Below are 24,440 nucleotides of genomic sequence, written 5' to 3'. Positions count from 1 at the left end.
AGAATCATAATGGATTCTATCGGGGCATAGCCCCTCCAGAATGACAGTGTAAACAACTGATCCCGGCACAAGGCCGGGATGACAATAAGCAAAAAAGGGCTTCTCGTTCGAGAAGCCCTGATTGGATGGATGTTTGTTTTTAAAACTAGCGGGTCACGCGGACCTTTGCTATCATGCCGGTACTGCGATTGCGAATCATGCACATTCCCTGCGTCTTGCGGACCTGAGCATTTTCACGCCAAAGCTTCTTGGCTTCGGCCATGCCGCGAGCCGTAAAGCTAGCCACCTTCTTGCCGGTCAAATCAAACACATCGAATGTCGCAGCGGAATTCGCGTTCATGCGGAACGCTTGCTTCAATGCCGTTTGATTATCAGGGTCCTTAGCGTCCTTGCCAGATGCAAACTGAATGTAGTCGATGTCCATCCAGTCGCCAGTCACGGTAAAGCGGAGAATATGCTTGCCTTCAGCGAGCTTCACGTTCGCTTTCACCTTGCCGAAATCGTCATAGTTGTCTTCGCCCTCGTTCTTCGGGACAGCGATTTCTTCGGTAATGTCTTTTCCATCCACAGACAGCTTGAAGCTGCCGCTCGTGCTGCCAGATGCGACCGCAGCAAACATCGTGTAGTCGCCTTCTTTTGCCACTTCTACAGTGTATTCCAGCCAATCGCCTTTCTGATTGTAGCCAACAACATAACCGGAAGCCTTCTTGTAGATATCCACGCCAGTGCCTTCGCGGTAGCTCTTGCCGCCATTGCTTTCGGCACCGTGGTCATCAGCATCGCTGTCGGAATAGGAATCGTTCCCTTCACCGTAACCTGGTTCGTCGAAGTTTTCCATTTCAATTTTGCCCGGAATCGCCCAGACCTTGCCGCCAAACGGAGTCTGCGGTTCTGGTTCGCGCTTCGTGCCCTGGAATTCCCATTCCAAAATTCCCATCGTAGAGTCCTTGGAACCCTTGAAAACAAAAAAGAGCTGTTCGATAACACCGGTTAGGCCCGTCAAAGCGCAATCGTTATCAGCAAAGGTCGTGTTGTTGCTAGTCTTTGCAATCTCGCAAGTACCGGCAAGTGTACCCGTTGCACTCCCCTTGCGGATTTCAATCTTGTTGCCATCGGCCACGCTTGCAGCCTTGATGCGTAGATTCTCGGCACCTTTACCGAAATCCACACCAGACACGCGGATCCACGATTCGCTACGGCTCGTGAGCGGCAACAGCACATGCTTCACTGGCTGTCCCTTGGTCCAGTCCGTACGGCTACGGATGTTCATCTGCTTGGAACTCGTCGTCGCTATATATGTTTTGTACGGGTCAAAGTTCTTGATTTGCTTCGGGCCTTCACGAGTGAAGGTCAGCTTGTTCATCTTGTCGCCATTCCAAGTGAGTTCGTCGATGGACACGCTTCTGTGGTTTTCGTAGTTCGGATTTTCAGAACGCACGCCCTGCTGCGTCGTTGCTGCCGGATGGTTATCAGAAGTCACCAAACGGCGGTCGTGATACACGGCATACCATTTATCCTTGAACGGAGCAAAGCCCTGGTGGTTGTTGCCGCCTTCGCCGTGTGCATCAGGCACGGAGCCAATTCCCGGAATAACCGTACCCACAAAGGTATAAGGGCCCCAAATATTGTCCGACATACCATAGTCAATCACCTGGCTACGGTTGTTGAAGCTCAAATAATAAGTTCCGTTACGCTTGTGCAGGTAAGGAGCTTCGAAGGAATTCGGCAAAGAAACCTTCTTCAGAGAATTCTTGTCGAAAGTTATCTTGCCATTGCTCTCGGTAAACTTGATAATATCAAAGTTGTTGCCATACGGGCGGCTATTGCTTTCGCCACCACCGAAAATCACGTAACCCGTACCATCGTCGTCGATCAAAATGCCCGGATCAAAGCAGTGGGCAATGCCGTCGCAGCTACCGATAAGGCTGCCGCCACCCGCAATTCTATTGACTCCATGAGTTTCCTTGACAGGGTCGGTATAAGGGCCGTCAATGCTTGGGGCGGTAATCATACCCACGCCGCTTGCACCATCAGGGTAAACAATGTAGACCTTGCCATTCTTGACGGCGATGCCCGAAGCCCAAGTGTTGTTCGGGTAATTCCCAAATTCACGCCTGGAGCGGAAAATCATGCCGTGATCAGTCCAGTTCTTCATGTCTTCGGACGTAAAGGCGTAAAGGCCGACAATGTCGTAATTCCAGTTCGTCTGGTTGTTGTAGTCATCGACGTCGGTCAAGATGTAAAACGTATCACCATCAGAAGCCGCCGATGGGTCCGCCAGATAATGGTAACTAGAAATCGGGTTATCTGCAAGCGCGTTCACACCAAAACCCGCAAGCAAACCCAATGTAGCCAAACGTTTGATATTCATACACACTCCTTTGGACTGACCTCACACGGTCAACCTCTTGAATAAAACTATTTCCGCATGCAAAAAAAGACCCACGGCAAACCGCAGGTCTCATGGATAAAATGTCAATAATGGATAAAACTAGTCTTTTTTCTTAGAATCGCTCTTTTTCAAAGCATTTTTTTTAACAGGTGCGTACGGATCAAAGATTCCATAACCATAGACCTCGATATCGTCAACCCAGACTTCAGTACCCATAGCACCAAAGATGCTAATCTTTGTCACACGATTCTTGACCGCATCCCAACCGACGTTTCCGCCATTGCTATCCGCAGTATCCAATTGTGACGGAATCACAGTATAGCGAGTCCAAACCGTATCTACATCAAAATGACGCCAAGATTTTATATTGTCCGTACTTGTCACGGAATCGGTATTCACGAGCATGTCAAACGCAAATGAAATCCGGGACTTTACAGAACCGCGAGCCCAAAACCTGATGGAATCAAGTTCGCTCATATCGACAAAGCCACCGAGATCTCGACCGATGAGAGCCCAATCCCATTCAGCCGCAGAATCGCGAACACAGACAAAGTGTGCAGCCTTGCCTTTGCGGTCAAGTCCAGCAGAGACTATATCAAAATTAACACTTGCGTTATGCGAAGCCGAAGGCGTCCAATCGCCCGCGCCATTCTCGAAGTCATCAAATACAAAGTATTTCTTGACGTAGGCAGAGTCGCCGAGGTAAAGTTCGCCCTCGCCGGACTGACCACCGACGTTCATCGCAATTCTGCCATATTCCGTGACAGAATCTTCTGCGGCATCGTTGACGAACGCGACAATTTCGACATCGCCACTCGGCAGCGATTCAAATTCAAAGTAACCGGTAGAATCCATCGGGACCTGGTAGTCCAGTCCCTGCACAGAAACAGTCGCCGAACGGCGAACCATCTGTGGAAGACCGACGTGACCAGAGACCTTGGTCGGCTCAGAAACTTCAACTGTAAGAGGAGTCGTCGAATCCGCTTCAACGTATTTAATCTTTGCAAATCCCTTCAAATTCAAGGAATCGTTGCGAGCTTCGATGACATAAGAGCCCGTCGGGACATCAGACAGAACCACTCGGCCCCACTCGTCTGTTTCGAAATGCAACTGGTAGAGGGAGTCTGAGCCAAGTTCGTCAGCACCCGGCAAGTAATTTTCAGGGCGGACAATAACGTCCATACGTGCAGCAGGCGTGCCATCGGCCAACTGGGTAAGCACCGCGATGGAGTTTTCCGTTTCCATCGACGATCCCGCGGTTTGACCGCTATCGCAGGCAACATAGCAGAAGGCCAATGCCGCCAAACTATATGTCCACGCCCGTTTAATCATTTTTTATCTCCTGCACCTTCCCCTTTTATTATAGTATTTTCCGAAGCCCCTCCTTTACGGGCTACCGGGTAAAATGCCATTGAAAGCTGCATAACACGATCAGGATTCTTGGCTCCGTCAACTCTTTTCTGGACTAAGCGGCGGAATTCCCTCAACATGTCACCGAGATCCTCGAAGCAGGACTGATCTACAGAAAGGGTCAGTGTAGAAATATTGCGTTCATTGACGGGGACGTTTTCAAGCGCATCGCTCGCAAGACTCAGCACCTGGCGCTGGAAATTGCGCACAGCCTTGGCCTTTTCGGGGCCCCCTACTGTCAAATGGGCTTCGGTGAGTGCAAGCTTACCCGATGCAAGCTTTTTCACGAGACCGACGCTCTTTAAAGTTTCAATGGCTTCGAGAGCCTGATCCTCGGTAATCGGCGGGCAAATGTCCCTTGCAATCTGCTTGACATTTACCACTCCACCGTTCAATTCCAGGTAGGCGCGTACCGCAGGAATCCACCAGTTTTCAAGGAGTTTAAGTTCGGCGGCTTGCAACGAATGGCGTTCCACGTCGCGGAGCGAGAGTGCTTTCGCCATAAGTTCTTCGCGCTTGGTCTTATCCTTGCTGACAGCAGCAGAATAGAGGAGGTCGAAGTATTCGGCCTCGCGACCAGCCAGCGCAAGGATTTCCTTAGCCGCAGGTAATGCATGAGCAGGCAAGTGCTGCTTCTTTTGCAATACGCGATAGAGATAGCTGGAGTCTAGCCCGAGCTTATCACCCATCATGCGGTAGCTGTAGAAGGGCATCTCGACCTTGCGCCTGTCGTAGAATTCCTTCAAGAAGTCGCGGTAATCCGCTATGTCAGAAAAAGTAACCATCAATCATTAAAATATTTAAATCTTACGCATGTCGCTATATTGTGTAAATATTTGGTATGGATTTTTTGTCAATGGGGGCGCCTGAGGCGCAGTGATTAGTAATTAGTGGTTAGTGATTAGTGGTTGGTGGTTAGGTTGTAGGATCTAGACCGCACTCCGAGTGATGGTCATTAGTCATTGGTCAATAGTTATTAGTAGGTAGCTAAAGATAATAAATGTGTAGAACGGCATTTTTGGGGGAAATGGCGAAATTTACGTAAAAATCACCTTGATCTTAATATTTTTCACGTAAAAACAGCAATTCCACATTTTTTCGTTCTTCAACTCGATATTTAACTTATATTCAATCACATGTTTAAACCTTATTGTCCCAATTGCAAGACGATCATCAACCGCGAAGACTGGAATTCTTTTGGTTATGGTTCACCGATATTCACTTGTCCCAAATGTAACAAGGAATTCCTTGACAAGCGCGTTCACGAGCCCGCAATTGAAGGAATCGGAACGGACATAAACAAAATCAACATTTCGCTAAATTTAAAAATAGCCCTTCTCAGCACCACCATATGGATTACCTGCTGGTATGCAGTCACCATTGTCCCTTACAAGTTTAAATTTCCATGTTATATGTGCGGATCATTTCTGTTATTGATTGCATTGCTTTCTTGGATGACCGTAGGCCGTATTGCGTTTGGAAAAGAAGCTAAAACAATACGTAAGCTCATCAAAGAATCCGAACAAAGGTTGCAAGACAAAGAGTATGCACAAAAGCTCCTGAAGTACGGCTACAAAGTACCCGAAAAATACTTGTCAGCATAAAATTTACGATTTATTTTGTTATTACAAACAAAATACTACATAGTATCACGTCAAAAAATCCAACTACGTCTCACCTACAAAAAAAAGTCCGCGCACAGCGGACTTCTCTATATAACCAAGACTTCACTGGATTGGGCTAAAGCCCCAACTCTTTGGCTCGATTATAAAAATGAGTAAACTCATTTTTGCAACGCTCGCCTTCTGAGTTGTCTTCACGGCTAATGCCGTTCAGGATGACGTCTTCCAACAGCCTACTTCCTACTGCGGCTCCGCCGCTATTCTTCCCCGAGGTATTCCACCGCGAAGATGAGCGTCGCACCGCCCGGAATCGGGCCTGCACCGCGACTACCGTAGCCAAGGCCAGGCGGCACCACGAGAATTCTCTTTTCGCCGGGGAGCATGCCCTGCACACCGAGTTCCCAGCCACGGATTACGTTCCCTGCACCGAGTTCAAACGCAAACGGCTGGCCACGGTCACGGGAACTGTCGAACTTATAGCCGTTCACCATCCAGCCCGTGTAATGCACAATCGCGCGATGTCCAGAACGGGCCGGTTCGCCTTCGCCCTGTTTTACAATCGCATAACGCAAACCTTCAGAACCATTTTCGTACTTGAGGAGCGTCGTATCCGGGAAGAAATCCATTTTCGCGGCAAGATCCGGATCTACATCAGACGAAACCAGCTCAACGCGGAACAAGAGCGTCGAGTTCGGCGGAATCATCGTAAACGCCATAGCGCCATAGCCTTGCGCTGGAGGAATACGCAACCAACGCACACCGCCTTCACGCATGCCTTCAAGACCCGCTTCCCAGCCCTTAATCATCTTGCCTGCACCCATCACAGCTTCAAGCGGCTTGCCTAAATCCTTGGAACTTCCGAACTTGCGGCCCGACAAGAGCCAGCCCGTATAATGAACCTTAATAGTATTGCCGGCAGCATTTAATTTGCCTGTACCCACCTTTTCGTCATAGATCTTGAGACCACGACCCAAATCACGCCATTTCATTTTTTCGACATCTGCAGGGAATTTGTCTGCATCGAGCGGTTTCTCGGCATGAACAAGTTCTACAACGAACATCAAGTCGCTGTTCGCCGGAATGCCTTCGAGAGAATTGTCGCCATAAGCCATAACCGACGGAACGGAAAGCTTGCGAATTTCACCCACCTGCATCCCCACAAGACCTTTATCCCAACCTTCAATAACTTGTCCTATGCCAATTGTGAATTCAAGAGGTACGCCACTGTAATAGGAATTTGCAAAATAAGGAACTTCAACCGTCGTATCCGTTGCTGCCTGATTCACGAGAGCGCTATCCGCAGCAAGGTATCCTTTATAATGAACTTGAATCAATTGACCTGCCCGAATAGGGTCTCCATCACCGTTCTTGAGGACTTCAACCTTGAAAGGCACCGCCCAAACAACACTACAAGTAAGCAACACTAGAAAAAACTTTAATTTTGACATAATATCTCCTATCTTATAAAATAGAAAATGCTAGTTTTTTAGAGTAATGATTTACCGTAAACGGATTTAAATATGCTATCAATCATCATCGTCATCGCAATTGTTTTGTTGTCCATTGTTCTTGCTGGTATCGGCATCTACGTGGGCATGCACAATTCCGACGAGAAAGAGGAATCCAAACCCGTCATCGACGTATCGGGCCAGTATGCCGCCATCGGTCGCCCCGCACGCGAGACGCTCACCGCTGTGAAGCCCTCCGAAGCATCCATCAAGGCTTGGCTAGAAACACAGGACTTGACTCCAGAACAAAAGCAATTTTATCTCGACCAGTGGAACGACACTCTCGAAGAGACCATAAGAACGATTGACGAAGGGGACAAGCAAGGCATCGCCACTTATAGGATTGTACTTGGTCCCAAAGGCAAGAATTACTGCAAATTCGTCAGCGAAGAAAATTTCATCACCCGCGAACAGATTCGTAATCACGCGGAAATTTTACCCCCCTATGTTTTGGGCTGCGACTGTAAGCTTTTACCGAAACAGCCCTGGGAAAACCCGAGTAAATCCGGATGGAAGGCTGTGATCCCGACACACGGAAACACCTATAACGTCCCGGATTGGAGGCAACTTGCGTAAGTCACTATTATCTGCAATTCTTTTGGCACCTGCCATGGCGCTCGCCGCAGGTTCGGCAATTATCACCCTGCAAATGCCAGTCGGCGCCCGCCAGCTCGGCATGGGCGAAGTCGGAGCAGCACTTGCCGATGACGCAACCGCGATGTATTACAACCCGGCAGGGCTTGCATTCGGGCCACTCGCCGACGAATGGCGCAGTTCCTACAAAGCCGACGCAAAACAAACTCCGTTCTTTACACACATGGCGTCCCGCTCCAAAAACGGGTTCTTCGACAAGAGTGAACTTTGGGCAGGCACAACAAATGGCATTCTCAAGTTCGACGGCGAACAGTGGGTCGATTACTACTCGGTCACCTTGCAGGGCAACGCAAAGATTAAAGATGCCGTACGCACCTATATCGGTACGGAACGTGGACTCGACGAATACACGCGAGTCGTGAAAAAATTCAACGACGTCAAAAACGCCGACGACGAATCACACGTGGTCGAAGTCAAGATGCCCTGGAACTTGGTCGTCAAGGATACCATCACGGCCATCCTCTACGAAAACCTCACCGAAAAGCTCTGGGTCGGAACACCGAAAGGACTCTTCCGCTTTGACGGCAAGGGCTGGAAAACCTTCGACAAGGAACTCGGCGAACGCCATGTGACAGCACTTGCAAAACAAGGCGCATCGCTCTGGATCGGTACGGATAACGGACTTTTCGTCTATCGCAATGGCGCATTCGAACAGAAGGGCAAGGTCCTCCCCAGTCAAAAAATCAACGCACTCGTCTGGTCCGAGAACCGCAAGGAACTTTACGTGGCCGTCGATGGCGCAGGTGTCGCTCGCCTCACCCCGAAGAAGAGCGCAAACGACAAGGACCGCTGGAGCTTGTTCAACCTAGAAGACGGCATCATGGACCTCTCCCCGACTGCACTCGCCGTCGATAGTTCGGGCCACGTCTGGGCGACCCACAAGGGCGGCCTCTCGCACTTTACGCTGCGCAAGTGGGAACAAGTGCAGTTCGCCAACAACACCGTGAACGACGTTTCAGTTGACCGCAAGGGCGCACTCTGGATTGCAACCGATCTCGGTGTATGGCGCCACATGCCGGACTACGCGACCGCCAGCGGACGCAAGGCAGAACTCGAACGCGGCTCCAAAGGTGAAGATACCGAAATCACCAAACGCGACGACGAATGGACGCACTACCACCAGGGCAACGGGCTTTCGACGAATAAAGTCTGGGCAGTACTCCCCGAAGGAAACGACGTGTGGTTCAGCACGGCGAACGGCATGGAGCAGTACAAGGATGCCGACTACCAGCTCACAGCATTCTACGAAAAACTTTTGCCGGTATTGAACATCCCTGACCTCTACCACCTCTACGGCGGCATGACCATCCCGCTGAACGACTGGGGAACGCTCGGCGTGCATGTGAACTTCGTCTCGTTCGGTTCGACCGTCGTTTCCGGCGACTTGGACGCTGACGATCTCGTCGCCTACAACAGCTCCGAAATCGTCGGTGGCATCAGCTACGGCACACGCTTCCCGAACGACTGGGGCCTCGGCCTCTCCATCAAGTTCTTCTACTCCGACTTGAGTTCCGGCGCAGCCGCTGGCGAAGAAGAAGCCACCACCTTCGGTTACGCATTCGATATTGGCATCTTGAAGAAGAACCTCATCGTCCCGAAGCTCAACTTCGCATTGGTGCTCGCAAACATCGGCCCGAGCGTCTATTACGTCGATAAGACCATCGAAGACCCGATTCCTTTGACATGGCGTCTCGGCCTCTCTTACGAAATCCTCAGCATGGCCGATTACAAGTGGACGGTCGCATTCGACTACAACCGCGAAGTCGTGATGGACGATGACAAGGGCGATCCGGAACCGTTCTACATCGCTTGCTGGAAAGACCTCTTTGACCCCGACGACGACACGAACTCCTTCCTCCAAGGCGTGTTCAATTTCGGTACGGAATTCATTTATTCTAATACGATTGCACTCCGCCTGGGCTACCTCTACGACCGTGTCGGCAAACGCAACGAAGTCGATTTCGGTGTCGGCGTGATGCTCTCCGACGTATTGCAGTTCGACTGGGCTACCATCAAGAACGTAGGCCGTGCAGATGGCGTGCGTGATGGGCAAATGCGCTTCGGCATGCTATTTAGGTTCTAAGAGGTATGAAGGCACCGACAGCGCTTTAAAGAGTGAAGAGCCTATGAAACTAGAGTTCCGCCAATGGGCGGGACTTTTTTTGTATTCCCCTTTACATCCATCCTAGCAATAACGATATACTAACAGGGGCAACTTCTCGAAGTAAAATTCAAATTCAATCAACTTTATTTATCAGGAGCGTTGACATGGAATCCATCTTGAAATTGCTAATTCATCGTGGCTGCCGCCTTTGATTTTCGCATCAAGGATATAGGCAAACGAGCACCTGCATATTCAACTGCATCGCAACTCATACAACAGCAATGTTGTATGAAAATAGCAAACCCGCCTTTGAAACCACAACTGTCAAAAATCACGAAGATCGCAAAACGAAGGACGTTCAGAAACGCAGCATCTTACCCGTTTCCATAAAACGGGTATGCATCTCAAACGCACGGGAAAGCGCTAACGGCAAGTGAATTCCCTTCGCATGCTTGATGCCGTATTCCAAAACGTCCGTGAGTTCGGCACGGTAATCCGGATGGGCACAGTTCTTGATAATCAGGCGGGCACGCTCTTCGACAGGCAAGCCGCGCAAATCAGCCAAGCCCTGTTCCGTCACGAAAATCTGCGTATCGTGATCTGTATGATCGACATGGCTCACATAAGGCACAATGCTCGAAATCGCGCCGCCCTTTGCAACCGACGGCGTGAGGAAAAAGCCGAGAGCGCAGTGGCGTGCGAAATCCGCAGAACCGCCAATGCCGTTCATCATCGCCGAGCCACAGACAAGCGAACTATTCACGTTGCCGAAAATATCGACTTCCAAAGCAGTGTTCATCGAAATCACGCCCAAGCGACGAATCACGTCAGGACTGTTGCTCACTTCTTGCTGGCGGAGAATAAAATGTTTTTTCCATTCAGCACTATTTTCAATAAACTCTTTCTGTGCAGCCTGAGAAAGCGTCAAAGCCGTTCCTGACGCGACACCAAGCTTTCCATTTTTCAAAAGCGGAAGCACGGCCTCTTGAATAACTTCGGTATAAAGATCGATTTGGCCAAGGCGGTCATCATTCGCCATTGCACAAAGCACAGCATTTGCCACCTTGCCCACGCCGCTCTGGTACGCAAGCCCCTTGGGGAGTCTGCCATGCGATTCCTCAAAACGGATAAAATCCAAAATGCGTTCACCGATGTTCTTCGAAACGTCGTCTGGTTCCACGAACGGAGTCACTTCATCGTAAGCTTCGTTTTCGACAATCGCAATAACCTTGTTCGGATCCACGCGGACAAATTCATCGCCAACGCGGTCGCCAGCACTGTAAATCGGGAGCGGCTTCGCATGCGGCGGAAGTTCCGGAAGAGCATTATCATGCATGCCAATGCAGCTATCGCCCAAGCGTGTGTTCAGTTCCAAAATAATCTTCGGAGCCATATCCAAATAGCAGACGGAGTTTCCTCCCGAAGTCGAAAGGCAAACACGGCCATCAGGCAAAATCGCAGAGACTTCAATAATCGCGACAGTCGGTGCAGGAACAGCCCCGGTACGCACAAGATAACCCATCTTGCCCAAGTGAGCGTCTATATAATGAATGCTACCGTCATTAATCGCCTTGCGCAAGCTCGGATTGGACTGGTACGGCATGCGAAGCGCAAGCGCCTTTGCACGGGCAAGAGCTCCATCGCAACTATCGCCCGTCGATGCGCCCGCAAAAAGCGTCACCTTGAATTCCTCGCCAGATTCATGCAACTTCTCGGCACGAGCCGCTATTGCCAAAGGAACCGCTTTCGGGTATCCAGCCAAAGTAAATCCAGAAACCCCAAGAACATCACCATTCTGAATCATTTCTGCCGCATCCGCGGCACTGCATTTCTTACTTGTAATCCAGGTCATATCGCAAAATTAGTATTTTAACGCTCGTGAAACAACGCATTATCAAATACAAGCACTTTATCAAATACAATATCATCGGCGTAATGAACACCTTGATTACGCTTGCCGTCGTGTGGATTTTGCACCAGGTCCTCGATTGGAATTTGGAACTCTCCAATTTTCTCGGATTCGTCGCCGGCGGCCTCAACAGTTACATATGCAACCGCATTTGGAACTTCAAGAGCGAGAACCAAAAACGTACCGAGGTCGTGCGATTTATCATCGTTTTCCTCTGCTCGTACGGAGTAAACCTGCTCGTCCTCGAAGGGTCAGTTTATATCCTTGAAAACGCCGCCTGGTGCGCTGGCTTTACAGAATTCATTTCCAAATTCATGAAGCCAACGTATTTCGCAAACCTTATTGCAAACGTCGTCTATGTTCTCGTCAGCTACACACTTTATAAGAAATGGGTGTTTGCGGAGAAACGAGAGATTAGAGGTTAGTGGTTAGTGATTAGTGGTTGGTGGTTAGGTGAATGCAATTGGTTCAGTATCTGTGAGAAATACTGTGTAAGGAGATCCCCCGAACAATTGTCGGGGATGACAGTAAGAAGTTCCGTGTAAGCTGAGCCCGACATGCTGTGCTTGATTTTGTCACCAACCTCAGGATGACATCAACAAACGATTCTCTTTGCAAATACGTTTTCCCTCATGATCCTAACCTCTAAAGCCTATAACCAAATCCTTAGCCATTGTATGTAGAAACTACGACTGGACCCTTCAGTTTGGTCTCAGGATGTTCCTACTATCTATAACCAAAAACATCAAATACAAAAAGGGCACCCTTGCGGGTGCCCCTTTTTAGTTCTCAATCAGATTCGAAGATTACTTTTCGAACGGAACGAGTTCAACACGGCGGTTGAGCTTGCGGCCCTTCTTCGTCTTGTTATCTGCGATCGGCATGTCAGAACCGTAACCGACAGCGCGGAGACGTTCAGCAGCAATGCCCTTCTTCACGAGATACTTGACGACAGCCTGTGCACGCTGTTCGGAGATCTTCTTGTTCTTTTCTTCCTTACCAACGTCGTCGGTATGGCCCTGGATTTCGAGGTTCACGTTCGGGAGCTTCTTGAGCAACTTAGCGATGTTGTTCAAAGTCTTGTTGCTGCTTGCAGTGAGCTTAGCAGAACCGCTCTTGAACTGGATACCCTTCTTGAGCTTGTCGAGATCCTGGTTCTTGTTCGGGCAGCCGTTCTTGTCAACAGCCACGCCAACGAGGGTGTTCGGGCACTTGTCGAGGTGATCGGCAACGCCATCCTTGTCGGAGTCAACCGGGCAACCAGCAGCGTCAACAGTTACACCAGCCGGAGTATTCGGGCACTTGTCGAGAGCGTCAACAATGCCGTCCTTATCGGTATCCGGGCTGCAGCCATCAGCGTTAACCGGGAGACCCTTCGGAGTATTCGGGCACTTGTCGAGGTGGTCAGCAACGCCATCCTTGTCGGAATCGCGCGGGCAGCCCTTACCGTCAACAGGAATACCAGCCTGAGTATTAGCGCACTGGTCGAGGTAGTCAGGAACGCCGTCCTTGTCGGAATCGAGCGGGCAGCCGTTAGCGTCGATCGGAGCACCAGAAGCAGTGTTCGGGCACTTGTCGAGGTGATCGGCGATGCCATCCTTGTCAGAGTCAACCGGGCAGCCAGCAGCGTCAACAACTACGCCAGCCGGAGTTTCAGCGCACTGGTCGATACCGTCGAAGACACCATCGTTGTCAGCGTCAGACGGGCAGCCAGCAGCGTCAACAACAGCACCAGCCGGAGTTTCAGCGCACTGGTCAAGACCGTCGAAGACACCATCATTGTCAGAGTCAACCGGGCAGCCAACAGTATCAACAACAGCACCAGCCGGAGTGCCAGCGCACTGGTCGATCTTATTGCTTACGCCATCGTTATCTTCGTCAGCACCGCGGACGTTACCGAAGCGCCAGCTAAGAGTAGCGGTACCTGCATAACGCGGAGTCGGCGTATAACCGTAGGAAATGACTCTACCCTTTTCATCCACATAGTGCAAGGTGTACTTGTCAGCCTTCTTCATTTCCTTGTCGTACTTCCAAGTGAAGTTGTTGAGAGCACGAATACCCACATCGAGACCGAGGGCGATGTCGATGTTGGCCGGAAGATGGAAGCGGAAGCCCGGAGTAAGAGTGAACGGATCAAACATCGGATCACGCGGATATTCACCCTTTTCTACGCGGAATTCGCCGTTAGCTTCGACGAAGAAATCCATCCAATCGGTCGGAAGGACGTTGATGCCACCACCATAGACCAACGTGTTGGAACCGCGACCCACAGTACCGACGAAACCAACGTTAGCGTTGAAGCGGAGCGGAGCGCCCACCTTCTGGAGGTCCAAAGTGAGGATCAATTCACCGCCAAAGGCCATGCCGTTGAGAGTATAAGGGTTCGTACGTTCACCCTTGGCATTCACGTACCAAGCGTGACGAGGACGGACACCCGCACCCTGTTCGCCAGTCGGGAAGTAGAACTGAGCGGCGATAGCTGCGTTGAACAAGCCATCGGTCATCTCGTCGAGAGGAAGCTTAGCCTTTGCCCAGAGTTCGAGGTCACCACGGCTAGCCTTCCACATATCGCCTTCTGCGACACCCTTAGCATTAGCATGGTCGTAGTAGAGCGGCAAAGCAAGACCGATATCCATGAAGTCCGTTACACCGGCTGCAAAATTGATATTTGCAGTCAAGCTACCGGATGCATCATGGAACGAGCCATGCTGCTTGCCCTTGGCGAACAAGCCACCACGGGTAAGAGACCATGCGTCAAAGGAAACCTGGCCACCGAAACCAGCTGTCAAACCACCCTGACCGAGGGTTTGTGCGGTTTTCTGGTTAAGACCATCGGCTCCGCCCATCAGGCCGGGCTGCGCGAAAGCGAAGCTACCGGCCAAGAGAGACATTGCGACTATTTTTTTCATCTATTCTCCTTGTTATTGGTTAATAATTCTTGTGATTGCCATAGTAGCCGTAACTACCATAGCCGTATCCCGCATGACGTTCACACTTATTGAAGACAAAGGCCTTCGGTAAAGGAGTTTCCGTGCTGCGGTCAAAAGTATTCAAGGCATCTTGGATGCTTTCAATGGTATGCGCTGCATGCTTCAAAACACACAACAGATAATCCGCATGCTTTTCGACAAGCAATGCGTCACTGCACTGGAATACCGGCGGAGTATCCAGAACAATCAAATCATACTTATCCCTGAACGAATCAAGGAAAGCGCTAAATCTAGAACTGTTCAAAAGACTGCCCGGGTTCACGACTCGAGCTCCTGCCCCTAGAACGTAGAAATTATCCATCACATTGACAACGAACTCGTCACCAAAAGAGCCATTTTTAAGCATTTCACACAGGCCTTTCTGGCTATGCTTGAACAAATGCCCACGTCGAAGGTCCATATCGACCAGCAAAACCCTCTTGCCGGACATGGCAAAAGATGCAGCAAGGTTCGTCGAAACGAACGATTTTCCAACACCTTCCACAAGGCCGGAAACCAAAAGAACCTTCTTGCCGTCAGAAAAAACAGAAAATTCAAGTGCGGTACGGAGTGCACGAATGCCTTCGGCAAAAGGATCGTCAGGCTTAACAACGACGCTCGGCTTGGTCACATCATTCTGAGTTTTGCCATCAAGCATTGGAAGTTTTCCGTAAACTCCGACTCCCGTAGCCTGTTCTACTTCACTGCTGCTAACAACACCGTTCGAAAGAACGCGACGCACATAAACAATAGAGCAACCTAAAAGTAAAAAGCCAAACACAACACCAAGGAATATCAACTTACGATTCGGCTTGCTCGGCTTTATCGGCACGTAAGCAACATCTACAATGCGCACATTTCCGACCTCGCCAGCCTGAACCACGTGTAGCTGTTGGATGTTATTCAACAGGTTCGTGTAAAGTCTGTTGTTCACCTCGACTTCTTCCTGAAGCGAAAGAACTTCCTGTTGTACAACCGGAAGACTTGCAGCAGAACGCTGCTGCTTGGCCAGTTCCTGACGGAGTTTAGCCTGCTGTTCTTCAATGGTACGGACGGTCGGATGTTCGGCACGGAACAAGCGCAAGGCTTCCTGCTTTTTCTGTTCGAGTTCAAGCATACGCTGCTGGAGCGTCACGTCTTTTTCAAGATGCAGACGAGTTTCACCCGTAAGGTCGATCGTGCCCTTGTCATGGCGGAACGCCGTAAGCTTCTGCTCGGCGGAATCGAGCTTCGCCTTGACACCCGGCAATTGTTCTTCGAGGAACATGAGAGTTTTCTTCGCTTCGGCGCTACGCATCTCGATATTTTGTTTCAAGTACGTATTCGCGATAGTGTTCAGAATGGAGGCAACTCTATCCGCATAGCGATTTTCAAGAGACACTCTGATGATGCCCGAATTCTTACCTTCTTCGAAAATGCTCAACGCCCTGAGCAAAGCGTCAGCCGCCTCTAACGGATGAACCTCAGAAAGCAAGAACGTCTGACCAGCAACCGCAGACAAGGCATTGACGCAAATCACTAACGTATCACCAGCAAACGACTTACGGTAAGTTTCCCCCACCGTACCGGAAAGCAAGACCTCGCCCCCTTGTTCAAGCACTTCGTACGCACTGGAATCAGCAGTCACACGAGCAATAAGCTTGCCGTTACTTTCCTTGAACGCTTGCGGAATATGCAAAAGTTCAATATCCATGCGACCTTCACGCTGCATGAGGCGGTCCATCTTGTCCATCGGAATAGCGGAATAGCAGAGTTTTTCATCCTTAACCACCTGATCCAGAACGACGCGACTTTTAATAAGTTCCATTTCAGCAGCGGACGGGGTAGATATATCCAAAAGAGCACCCATTTCACCAAGAGCGAGCCCCTGCTTATTCCCCTTTATATTTACTTGAAGAAGTATATTGCTTCTGAACGAGGGACGAATCCACTTAGAAGCAAGTCCGCCGAAAGCAATTCCCAGGAACAAGAAAACGAGCAAGAATTTCCACCTGCTTTTCAAATACACCAAAATTTCAATAATATCGATTTCGTCATCATCTGATGACGGCTTCGATATATTTTGAGGTGTAATCTCGTTCATTAAAAGCTCCAAGGACACAGAACCAACCACCAAAGGTAGTCCAAATCGGAATATAAAATAAAAAAAAAAATTATTGTTTATGCATAGTAACATAACAATCAAATAAAAAAACAATGTTTTTCAGCACATACAGCCCGTAGATAAACAAAAATTCACTCACTTCCGATGTAAAAGCAACGTAATCAACGGGTTAGAGCATCTAAACAGGCAAGAAAAAAAAGGTCTTTATGCAAACAGAATCACCCATCCTTTCTATTCAAAATTTGCGGCGCGATTTCAAAATGGGAACAGAAACCGTACATGCTTTGCGCGGTGTAAGCTACGACATTTATAAAGGAGAGTTCGTCACCATCATGGGAACCTCGGGGTCTGGTAAATCCACCATGCTGAACATTCTAGGGTGCATGGACCGCCCGACTTCAGGACACTATATATTAGATGGAGAACATACCGAGAAACTCAAACGCGACGCCCTTGCTAAAATCCGTAGTCAAAAAATCGGATTTGTGTTCCAGAGCTACAACCTACTCAACCGCACGACCGCCATCGAGAACGTAGAACTCCCATTATTATATAACCCCGCGATATCGGCAGCAGAACGCCACCACCGGGCAATCGAAGCCCTCAAGAGAGTCGGACTCGAAAGCCGCATGAACCACTTGCCGAACCAGCTTTCGGGCGGACAGCAACAGCGAGTCGCTATAGCTCGTGCTTTGGTCAACGACCCGGTCATCATCCTCGCCGACGAAGCCACCGGCAACCTCGACACGCGAACAAGCTACGAAATCATGATGATTTTCCAGGAGCTGCACCGCCAAGGCAAGACCATCGCGTTCGTCACCCACGAGCCGGACATCGCCACATTTTCGAGCCGTACCATCACCCTCAGGGATGGACTCGTAAAAAAGGATGTCATCAACGAAAACGTGCAAGACGCAAAAGAAGCGTTTGAAGCACTGCCACCCCCGGAAACGTTTGAGGAGGACGAGTAGTGGTTAGTAAACAGTATGCAGTAAACAGGAATGAATTTAGTGATTAGTAAGCAGTGGTTAGTAAACAGGAATTGTAATTAAAACGTTCCCTAACACATTCCTAACCACTAACCACTAACCACCAACCACCAACCACTATGCCCCACCTACTTCTAACTTCCTACCGCCTACTTCCAACTTCCTACTAAAAGCTATGAATCCATTTACTTTAGTCAAAATCGCTATCCGTGCGCTGTTACGCAACCGCATGCGCACATTCCTCTCGGTGCTCGGCATCGTCATCGGTGTCGCCGCCGTCATCACCATGGTCGCCATGGGCGAAGGTTCTAAAAAATCCATCAAGGAACAAATGACCGCGATGGGCACAAACGCCATCACCATCATGCCCAACCAAAGTAGGCGCGGCGGCGTGCAATCGGAATCTTCCGAAATGCTCGAAGAAGAAGATGTCATCGAGCTGCGCGAAAAAGCGACCTATATCGACGGAGTCTCCCCCATGGTCTCGGTCGGCGGCCAGGCCATCGTCGGGAACAACAACTCGCCCACCACACTTTCTGGCGTTTCCGCAGACTACCTCAAAATCCGCAATTACGAAATCGCAGAAGGCGTCATGTTTGACGACGAAGCAGACCGCATGGCAAAAGTCTGCGTCATCGGGCAAACCGTCATAAAGAACCTCTTCGCTGGCGAGAACCCCATCGGCAAGACGATCCGCTACAAGAGCATTCCACTGAAAGTTATCGGCACTCTCAAAGCTAAAGGTTCCGGCGATTTCGGACAAGATCAGGACGATGTCATCTTCACGCCGTACCAGACCGTGATGAGGCGATTTTCTTCGACCACGAATATCAGGCAAATTTACGCGAACTCCATCGGCGAAGGCTATGCCGAAAAAGCGACCGAAGAAATCATGGGAATCTTGAAAGAACGCCGCAGCTGGACCAAACCCACCGACCCCTTCCGCGTCTTTACGCAAGAAGAAATGATCAAGACCGTCACAAGCACGTCCGACATGCTTTCGCTCGTGCTTACCGCCATTGCAGGAATTAGCTTATTCGTCGGCGGCATCGGCATCATGAACATTATGTACGTCTCCGTGACCGAACGCACCAAGGAAATCGGCCTGCGTATGGCAATCGGCGCACGCGGCAAAGACATCCTCTTGCAGTTTTTGTTCGAATCCATCATTATCAGCTTGCTCGGTGGCGCCATCGGCATCGGCCTTGGCATCGCCGCTTCTGAAATCGTCAAAAACGTCATGAACTGGCCCATGAGCATATCGGTCACGAGCATCTTCGTAAGCTTTGGCGTGTGCTTTGCCACCGGCGTATTCTTCGGATGGTATCCCGCCCGCAAGGCGAGCCGCCTCGACCCGATTGAAGCGTTGAGATTTGAATAGGGTATAGGTTGTAGGTATTAGGTTTTAGGGATTAGGGGAATAGAGTATCAAATAAATTTTAAGCTTCAACAATTTTTCATCATCCCGCGCAAGCGGGATTTTTTGTATTTTCATTTAGCGTAAAATAGGAGGAAAGATGACTCACCCCAAAAATACAACAACATTTACGGCCATTTTTACTTTAGCGGCACTTTCAACATCTGCAGCATTCGCGGCCAGTACCCCTTATGACTTAATCCGCCCCACATGGCCTTTAAATTGGGATGCAAAAGTTTTCGACAAGTTCGACACAACAGTCACCAAGAAAACAGGGATGCTCCCCAAAGCAGCGACACCCGCAAGCTTCAAGGCCGGCGAACTCATGCCCGACACCTTGGACCAAGCCTACCTCGACGCAATAAACACCAAAATTTCGCCATTGCGCATAAACCAAGTGGGCTATCTTAAAAGCGACAAGGAACGGCAATTTTACTTTATAGGAAACGAAGCGACAGAATTCGAAGTCGTCGATGCTTATGGCAAGTCGCTCAGCCCCAAGGTGACAGGTTCATTCAAACCAAGCGAAGCTACGACATCCAGCGACTGGACAATCATTGCGGGCACAAACACATCCACAACCGATCAAGAACGCTACAAGGTCGAAATAACAGGACCTTCCGGCAATATTTTTGTGGGCAGCATTCCGCAAAGCGTCCCCACGGACAAGCGCCTACGCATCAAAGTTGGCAACGAAATTTCTAGCACGTTCATCGTAAGCGACGACGTTTATACCATGGCAAAAGACGCGACGCTCAAGTTCCTCGGCATCCAGCGTAGCGGCAATTCTGATTCCTGGTTCCACGGCCCGAGCCATTTAAAGGACGGCGGCGGCCCCATCGTGACAGACAACGAAGATATCCGCGGAACATTCGATGCATCCTTGGCAGGAACTCTTGCCGGTGGCTGGTACGATTGCGGAGACTACCTGAAAGAATCCCAAACACAAGCTTATGCCTTCATGGCGCTTGCCGTGATGGCGGCCACGAACCCTTCAAAGGACGTTGACCACTACGCTTTCAACCAAGGTGATTTCATCAACACCGACGGCGTGCCCGACATGCTGCGCGAAGCAAAACATGGTGCCGACTTTTTCCTAAAGGCGTACAATTTTGCCAAGGGCGTTATTGACGACATGCCAGTCTCTATCGGAAACTTCGGTCCTGAACACAGTTTCTGGAGCCGCCCAGAAGTTATGGACAATTTTCCTGTTGACAGCTCTACCGCAGCAATGTACTATGGCGGTCCAGCAACAAGAACGGTTCGCCTCGGTGAACTCGGAGCCAACATCTCCGGCGAAATCGCAGCAGGGCTAGCCATCCTCTCCAAGAATTACAAGAATTACAATCCAAAATTTGCAGACAGCTGCTTGACGGTCGCCGAAAAAATGTACGACTTCGCAAAGTCTCTTGCCCAAGGCAAGAACTACAAAAACAACAAGCGCCCGACCTTCAGCACCCACGCCTACAACGGGAACAATGAATTCTATGACGATCTGGCTCTTGCCTCGGTGGCACTTCTCTACGCCACAGGCAAAAAAACTTACGCCGACGACATGATTCGTGCCAAAGACTTGACCCAGGATCAAATCATCAGAGAAGGGGCTGGTCTCTTTGCTGGCGGCTGGTTTGCAAGCCCGGATGCAGCCATGCTAAAGAAAGCCAAAAACACAAGCTGGGCAAACGCACATGCCTACGCACTGTATGCTCTGTACAAGCTCATTCTCGCAGACAAGGCCAAAGCCATAGACGAATACGGCCTCACCGAAGAAGAGCGCATAAACGCCATCGAAGACTGCTTTGCCGACATGATTGCAAACTTGGGCGACTTAAGCGTGGGCAATCTCACGACATACATTACGTTACCGACAAACGATATGGTATGGACTTCCAACACGCTCCATTACGACCCCACATGGTATTTTATGCAAACTGACGCCTCTTGGACATACAACCGCTACCAAGCAGGCAACATCTTTGAAGTTCTCGCTTACGCCGATGTGGCAGCCGACATCGAAAAGCAAGGCATCAAGTTTCCGAGCATGGCTAGCACCGGATTCAACACAAGCGTAATGCACCAGCTTGGCATCAACCAGCTGAACTACATGTTCGGCATGAACCCGTGGGATATTTCGCTTGTATATGGCATCGGCGACAAGAATGACGCGCACCCGCACCACAGGGCATCAAACCCCGAAGGGAAAAACGCACCGGGACTCAGCTATAAATACAGACCTCCCGTCGGAGGACTTTTAGGCGGTATCACTCCAGATAAAACAAACTCTTGGATTCCTTCCTCCAAGAGCTGGGAAGATTACCACATTTCAGAAACTTGCCTTGACGCATCCGCGACTCTTTTATCTGCACTCACCCTTGTAAGCAACGGCGGTAACGATTACTTCGAAAAGCAATGCAACAACTGCAAATCCGACTCTTCTGCAATCTATTCAGGGGAAGGAGTCTATGCGACAACATACCACTATACATTTAGCGATATCGACTTTTTCAATCTCCAAATCCATAACAACACAATGGACGACCTAGACAGCGTCGTTGCATACATCTACTTTGACGCTACCGAGGAAGACGTTAACAGCTGCGGAGTCGTCATTGACGAAGACATTTGCATATCTTATGACATGATCGGATTCAGCAAGCCTTGCAGTAATGACAGAGACATCATAAACTTCATGAGAGCCAATGCTCCTCAGAAAGTAGAAGACACGTACAACAAAGACAAAAAGACTTACACCTGGGCACAACCGATTAGCGTGGGCAAAATCGGCTTTGGCTCAAAAATCCGAATGGACGTAGGCATATCTTCTGGCGTTTCTGTCAACGGGCTATGTGAAACTCTCCGCACTACAACAAAAATCAAGGCCACCGAAGCCTGGAGCTTTACGAGCCACGCTGCAAACAACGACGCCCCGGCCTATGCAGGAACCCCGGACTGGCCCAAGGACCAAGGCGACATGCAAGATGCGCCTAAAGATCCCTACATTGTCATTCGCAGCAAGGGAAAACTTTTGTGGGGTTACGGCCCAGCCAAGACCACCAACGACCGCGTGAACATCACAAACGTCGCAAACATCAGTAAAACCCGCATGCAGCTGAACGGCAACAGACTCTTCGCCTTTACAACAGCACAAGGGACAAAGACTCTCAAGCTTTTCGACCTGCTCGGAAACCAGCTGATGGAAAAGACCTTTGACGGAACTCGCACAGAAGTAAACCTCGCAAATCTTCCACACCGCGGGACTCTAGTCGCAAGGATCATGCAAAACAACAAACAACTTGCGATACAAACATTTAGGTATTAGGTTATAGGGATTAGGGATTTGCAAATAACGGCGGGCTTAGGCCCGCTTTTTTACATTCTCTGTAAAATAAAAAAAACAACACTTTTTTATTTTCTCTCGTCTCTCGTCTCTCGTCTATAATCTATTTTAAAATCATGAATTTTCTTGAATTTTTACAACCGATGCCGGTCGTGGGCATTCTCCGCGACATTCCTCAAGGTGCAGAAGAAGCGTGCGTGAACGCATCCGCCAAATGCGGTCTGAAGGCGATTGAAGTCACGATGAATACCGCCGCCGCTACTGAAATTCTCTCAAAGCTCAAATCTTACGCCAAGCCTCTTGGCATCAAGGTCGGTGCAGGCACTGTCCGCCATGGGAGCGATGTGGAAAAAGCGATTTCTGCCGGTGCTGAATTCATCGTCACGCCGAACACGCGTCACGAAGTCATCCGACTTTCGAATACCGCAGGCATCCCGATTATTCCGGGAGCGCTCACTCCGACCGAAGTGCAGAAAGCATACGACCTCGGTGCAACCGCCATCAAGATTTTCCCGGTGAACTGCGTGGGCGGTCCCGAGTACATCAAGGCTCTGCGCGGGCCGTTCCGCGACATTCCGTTGATGGCATGCGGCGGCGTGAATGCAGAAAATGCGGCTAGCTACCTCAAGGCAAGCGCAAACTTGCTCTCGTTCGGCGGAAGCATCTTCAACGCGGACCTCATGAAAGCAGGCGACTGGACGACAATCGAATCTAAACTCCAGAAGTTGCTCGATGCAGTGAAAGCTGCGATTGCATAAAATGGCGACCCCGGAACTAGTCCGGGGTGACAATTGCGAAAATGCCGCGGAATCCCGTGGCATTTTTTAATCCTTCGATAAGTGACTTTCGAGACAATAATGGGTCCTATCGCCAAATGCAAACCAAGAAATAATGGTTCCCCTCCGCTTCGCTTCGAGGATGACAGGCTCCAGGATGACAGCTTCGAGGATGACGGAATGTGTAAGCTGATCCCGGAATAAATCCGGGATGACAAGAATGCGATACGAGACTTCACTGGATCCCCTCACTTCGTTCGAGGATGACGAAATTCTTTCGTCTTTGTACAAGTACCAAATGCTAGGCTCAGTTATAGGTCAGCGAGCTGCCCTGCAACATTCACCTTACGCATTTGTCGTCTAAACACGTTCCGCACGCATTTTGCGTTTGCATTCGTACATCGAAGAATCCGCGCTCTGGAGCATCTCGTCCATATCCTTGTAATCTTCGGTGGAGCAAGCGATACCATACGCAAAGCCTACAGTCTGGTCAACAATCGTAAGAGCCTTGACCGCCGCCTGCATGCGTTCCGCACAAACTACAGTTCCCTTCAAGTCGGTATCCGGGCAAAGCACTAAGAATTCGTCTCCACCCATTCTAAACAACATATCCGATTCACGAAGCAGCTTTTCGCAGACGCTCACAACAGAACGGAGCAACAAATCGCCCGCCAAATGTCCATGTTCGTCATTGACGCGTTTCAGCCCATTCAAGTCAAAATAAATTAACGAAAACTGAGTACCGTAACGTTTACTGCGGGCAAACATTTCGCGGAGAGAGAATATCGCATGCCTACGGTTATAGGCTCCCGTCAAATCATCCGTCAACGATATATCGCGCAAGTTGCGTAGAGATCTCGTCAAACGCAAATGGACACCAATTCTTGCAAGCAAAATATCAGGAGCTGCCGACTTACAGACAAAATCAGAAGCTCCCGACTGGAATCCTTGCGTCACGCTAGCTTCGTTCTCTTGATTCGTGAGGAAAATTATGGGAAGATTATCTAGCGGGAATTGCTTGCGGATGTTCAAACAAACTTCATAACCGTTCATTTCCGGCATGTTGACATCGAGCAAAACAAGCTCCACCGGATTACGATTCAAGTACTCCAAAGCTTCAGCGCCAGACTTGCAGACAATAACTTCGTAGCCAACGTCCGTCAAGATGCCCGAATTCTTTTTAGACTCCAACTCGTCATCATCAACGATTAGAATTTTTTCTTCTACCATTTTTACTCCTTGCCATCCC

Annotated in this window: 17 protein-coding genes; 8 read left to right on the top strand and 9 right to left on the bottom strand. The window is 49.7% G+C overall.

Annotated elements, in window-relative coordinates; genetic code table 11:
- Positions 1-145: 145 nt before the first annotated feature.
- The 3 genes from IKG78_RS02820 to IKG78_RS02810 all read right to left on the bottom strand — a co-directional run bounded on the left by IKG78_RS02820 (position 146) and on the right by IKG78_RS02810 (position 4,587).
- Positions 146-2,371: a carbohydrate-binding protein gene (locus IKG78_RS02820; protein ID WP_290938945.1), complete on the bottom strand. Its 2,226-nt coding sequence runs from the start codon at positions 2,369-2,371 to the stop codon at positions 146-148.
- Positions 2,372-2,491: 120 nt separating this feature from the next.
- Entirely contained in the window at positions 2,492-3,724 is a 1,233-nt protein-coding gene (locus IKG78_RS02815) for a hypothetical protein (protein ID WP_290938943.1), read from the bottom strand.
- Positions 3,721-4,587, bottom strand: a complete 867-nt coding sequence (locus IKG78_RS02810) for a DUF4423 domain-containing protein (RefSeq protein ID WP_290938940.1) — start codon at positions 4,585-4,587, stop codon at positions 3,721-3,723. Before IKG78_RS02810 ends, IKG78_RS02815 begins: the two co-directional genes overlap by 4 nt.
- A gap of 351 nt (positions 4,588-4,938) precedes the next feature.
- On the opposite strand from IKG78_RS02810, the gene IKG78_RS02805 reads away from it, so the two are divergent.
- On the top strand, positions 4,939-5,406 hold the full coding sequence (locus IKG78_RS02805) for a hypothetical protein (RefSeq protein ID WP_290938938.1): 468 nt from the start codon (positions 4,939-4,941) through the stop codon (positions 5,404-5,406).
- Positions 5,407-5,681: 275 nt separating this feature from the next.
- Here the strand turns inward: IKG78_RS02805 and IKG78_RS02800 are convergent, their stop codons facing one another.
- Complete coding sequence (locus IKG78_RS02800; protein ID WP_290938936.1) at positions 5,682-6,872, bottom strand: FKBP-type peptidyl-prolyl cis-trans isomerase; 1,191 nt, start codon at positions 6,870-6,872, stop codon at positions 5,682-5,684.
- A gap of 72 nt (positions 6,873-6,944) precedes the next feature.
- Between IKG78_RS02800 and IKG78_RS02795 the strand changes: the two genes are divergently transcribed.
- Complete coding sequence (locus IKG78_RS02795) at positions 6,945-7,508, top strand: hypothetical protein (protein WP_290938934.1); 564 nt, start codon at positions 6,945-6,947, stop codon at positions 7,506-7,508.
- Positions 7,501-9,669: a PorV/PorQ family protein gene (locus tag IKG78_RS02790; protein WP_290938932.1), complete on the top strand. Its 2,169-nt coding sequence runs from the start codon at positions 7,501-7,503 to the stop codon at positions 9,667-9,669. The genes IKG78_RS02795 and IKG78_RS02790 overlap by 8 nt, the downstream gene beginning before the upstream one ends.
- A gap of 379 nt (positions 9,670-10,048) precedes the next feature.
- On the opposite strand, the gene IKG78_RS02785 is transcribed toward IKG78_RS02790, so the two are convergent.
- Positions 10,049-11,542 (bottom strand): acetyl-CoA hydrolase/transferase C-terminal domain-containing protein, encoded by a 1,494-nt coding sequence (locus IKG78_RS02785; protein ID WP_290938930.1) that lies wholly within the window; start codon positions 11,540-11,542, stop codon positions 10,049-10,051.
- 26 nt (positions 11,543-11,568) lie between these two features.
- Between IKG78_RS02785 and IKG78_RS02780 the strand changes: the two genes are divergently transcribed.
- Positions 11,569-12,024, top strand: coding sequence for a GtrA family protein (locus IKG78_RS02780; protein ID WP_290938928.1), 456 nt, complete (start codon positions 11,569-11,571; stop codon positions 12,022-12,024).
- A gap of 381 nt (positions 12,025-12,405) precedes the next feature.
- On the opposite strand, the gene IKG78_RS02775 is transcribed toward IKG78_RS02780, so the two are convergent.
- Together IKG78_RS02775 and IKG78_RS02770 are read right to left on the bottom strand one after the other, a co-directional pair.
- Entirely contained in the window at positions 12,406-14,508 is a 2,103-nt protein-coding gene (locus IKG78_RS02775; RefSeq protein WP_290938926.1) for an OmpA family protein, read from the bottom strand.
- A 19-nt stretch (positions 14,509-14,527) separates the two neighbouring features.
- Positions 14,528-16,651 (bottom strand): polysaccharide biosynthesis tyrosine autokinase, encoded by a 2,124-nt coding sequence (locus IKG78_RS02770; RefSeq protein ID WP_290938924.1) that lies wholly within the window; start codon positions 16,649-16,651, stop codon positions 14,528-14,530.
- A 227-nt stretch (positions 16,652-16,878) separates the two neighbouring features.
- Here IKG78_RS02770 and IKG78_RS02765 point away from each other — a divergent pair, with 227 nt between their 5' ends.
- From IKG78_RS02765 to IKG78_RS02750, 4 genes are all read left to right on the top strand, one after another.
- Positions 16,879-17,643, top strand: a complete 765-nt coding sequence (locus IKG78_RS02765; protein ID WP_290938922.1) for an ABC transporter ATP-binding protein — start codon at positions 16,879-16,881, stop codon at positions 17,641-17,643.
- A 193-nt stretch (positions 17,644-17,836) separates the two neighbouring features.
- Entirely contained in the window at positions 17,837-19,042 is a 1,206-nt protein-coding gene (locus IKG78_RS02760; protein WP_290938920.1) for an ABC transporter permease, read from the top strand.
- A 136-nt stretch (positions 19,043-19,178) separates the two neighbouring features.
- A complete protein-coding gene (locus tag IKG78_RS02755) occupies positions 19,179-22,397 on the top strand; it encodes a glycoside hydrolase family 9 protein (RefSeq protein ID WP_290938918.1) in 3,219 nt (1,072 codons plus the stop codon).
- A 134-nt stretch (positions 22,398-22,531) separates the two neighbouring features.
- A complete protein-coding gene (locus tag IKG78_RS02750; RefSeq protein WP_290938916.1) occupies positions 22,532-23,173 on the top strand; it encodes a bifunctional 4-hydroxy-2-oxoglutarate aldolase/2-dehydro-3-deoxy-phosphogluconate aldolase in 642 nt (213 codons plus the stop codon).
- Positions 23,174-23,239: 66 nt separating this feature from the next.
- On the opposite strand, the gene IKG78_RS02745 is transcribed toward IKG78_RS02750, so the two are convergent.
- Together IKG78_RS02745 and IKG78_RS02740 are read right to left on the bottom strand one after the other, a co-directional pair.
- Positions 23,240-23,482, bottom strand: a complete 243-nt coding sequence (locus IKG78_RS02745) for a hypothetical protein (protein WP_290938914.1) — start codon at positions 23,480-23,482, stop codon at positions 23,240-23,242.
- Between the two features lie 69 nt (positions 23,483-23,551).
- Positions 23,552-24,421 carry a diguanylate cyclase gene (locus IKG78_RS02740; protein WP_290938912.1) on the bottom strand — a complete coding sequence of 290 codons (870 nt, stop codon included), beginning with the start codon at positions 24,419-24,421 and terminating at the stop codon, positions 23,552-23,554.
- Positions 24,422-24,440 lie beyond the last annotated feature (19 nt).

Origin of the sequence: Fibrobacter sp., from assembly GCF_017545445.1 — a bacterium.
GTDB lineage: Bacteria > Fibrobacterota > Fibrobacteria > Fibrobacterales > Fibrobacteraceae > Fibrobacter.
This window is presented reverse-complemented; position numbering and strand designations above follow the sequence as displayed.

What these genes read in the sequence shown, in the direction of transcription:
- IKG78_RS02740 (WP_290938912.1), bottom strand. Translation starts at nt 24,421, where the DNA reads ATGGTAGAAGAAAAAATTCTAATCGTTGATGATGACGAGTTGGAGTCT.
- IKG78_RS02755 (WP_290938918.1), top strand. Translation starts at nt 19,179, where the DNA reads ATGACTCACCCCAAAAATACAACAACATTTACGGCCATTTTTACTTTA.
- IKG78_RS02760 (WP_290938920.1), top strand. Translation starts at nt 17,837, where the DNA reads ATGAATCCATTTACTTTAGTCAAAATCGCTATCCGTGCGCTGTTACGC.
- IKG78_RS02800 (WP_290938936.1), bottom strand. Translation starts at nt 6,872, where the DNA reads ATGTCAAAATTAAAGTTTTTTCTAGTGTTGCTTACTTGTAGTGTTGTT.
- IKG78_RS02795 (WP_290938934.1), top strand. Translation starts at nt 6,945, where the DNA reads ATGCTATCAATCATCATCGTCATCGCAATTGTTTTGTTGTCCATTGTT.
- IKG78_RS02820 (WP_290938945.1), bottom strand. Translation starts at nt 2,371, where the DNA reads ATGAATATCAAACGTTTGGCTACATTGGGTTTGCTTGCGGGTTTTGGT.
- IKG78_RS02805 (WP_290938938.1), top strand. Translation starts at nt 4,939, where the DNA reads ATGTTTAAACCTTATTGTCCCAATTGCAAGACGATCATCAACCGCGAA.
- IKG78_RS02810 (WP_290938940.1), bottom strand. Translation starts at nt 4,587, where the DNA reads ATGGTTACTTTTTCTGACATAGCGGATTACCGCGACTTCTTGAAGGAA.
- IKG78_RS02815 (WP_290938943.1), bottom strand. Translation starts at nt 3,724, where the DNA reads ATGATTAAACGGGCGTGGACATATAGTTTGGCGGCATTGGCCTTCTGC.
- IKG78_RS02775 (WP_290938926.1), bottom strand. Translation starts at nt 14,508, where the DNA reads ATGAAAAAAATAGTCGCAATGTCTCTCTTGGCCGGTAGCTTCGCTTTC.
- IKG78_RS02765 (WP_290938922.1), top strand. Translation starts at nt 16,879, where the DNA reads ATGCAAACAGAATCACCCATCCTTTCTATTCAAAATTTGCGGCGCGAT.
- IKG78_RS02750 (WP_290938916.1), top strand. Translation starts at nt 22,532, where the DNA reads ATGAATTTTCTTGAATTTTTACAACCGATGCCGGTCGTGGGCATTCTC.
- IKG78_RS02785 (WP_290938930.1), bottom strand. Translation starts at nt 11,542, where the DNA reads ATGACCTGGATTACAAGTAAGAAATGCAGTGCCGCGGATGCGGCAGAA.
- IKG78_RS02770 (WP_290938924.1), bottom strand. Translation starts at nt 16,651, where the DNA reads ATGAACGAGATTACACCTCAAAATATATCGAAGCCGTCATCAGATGAT.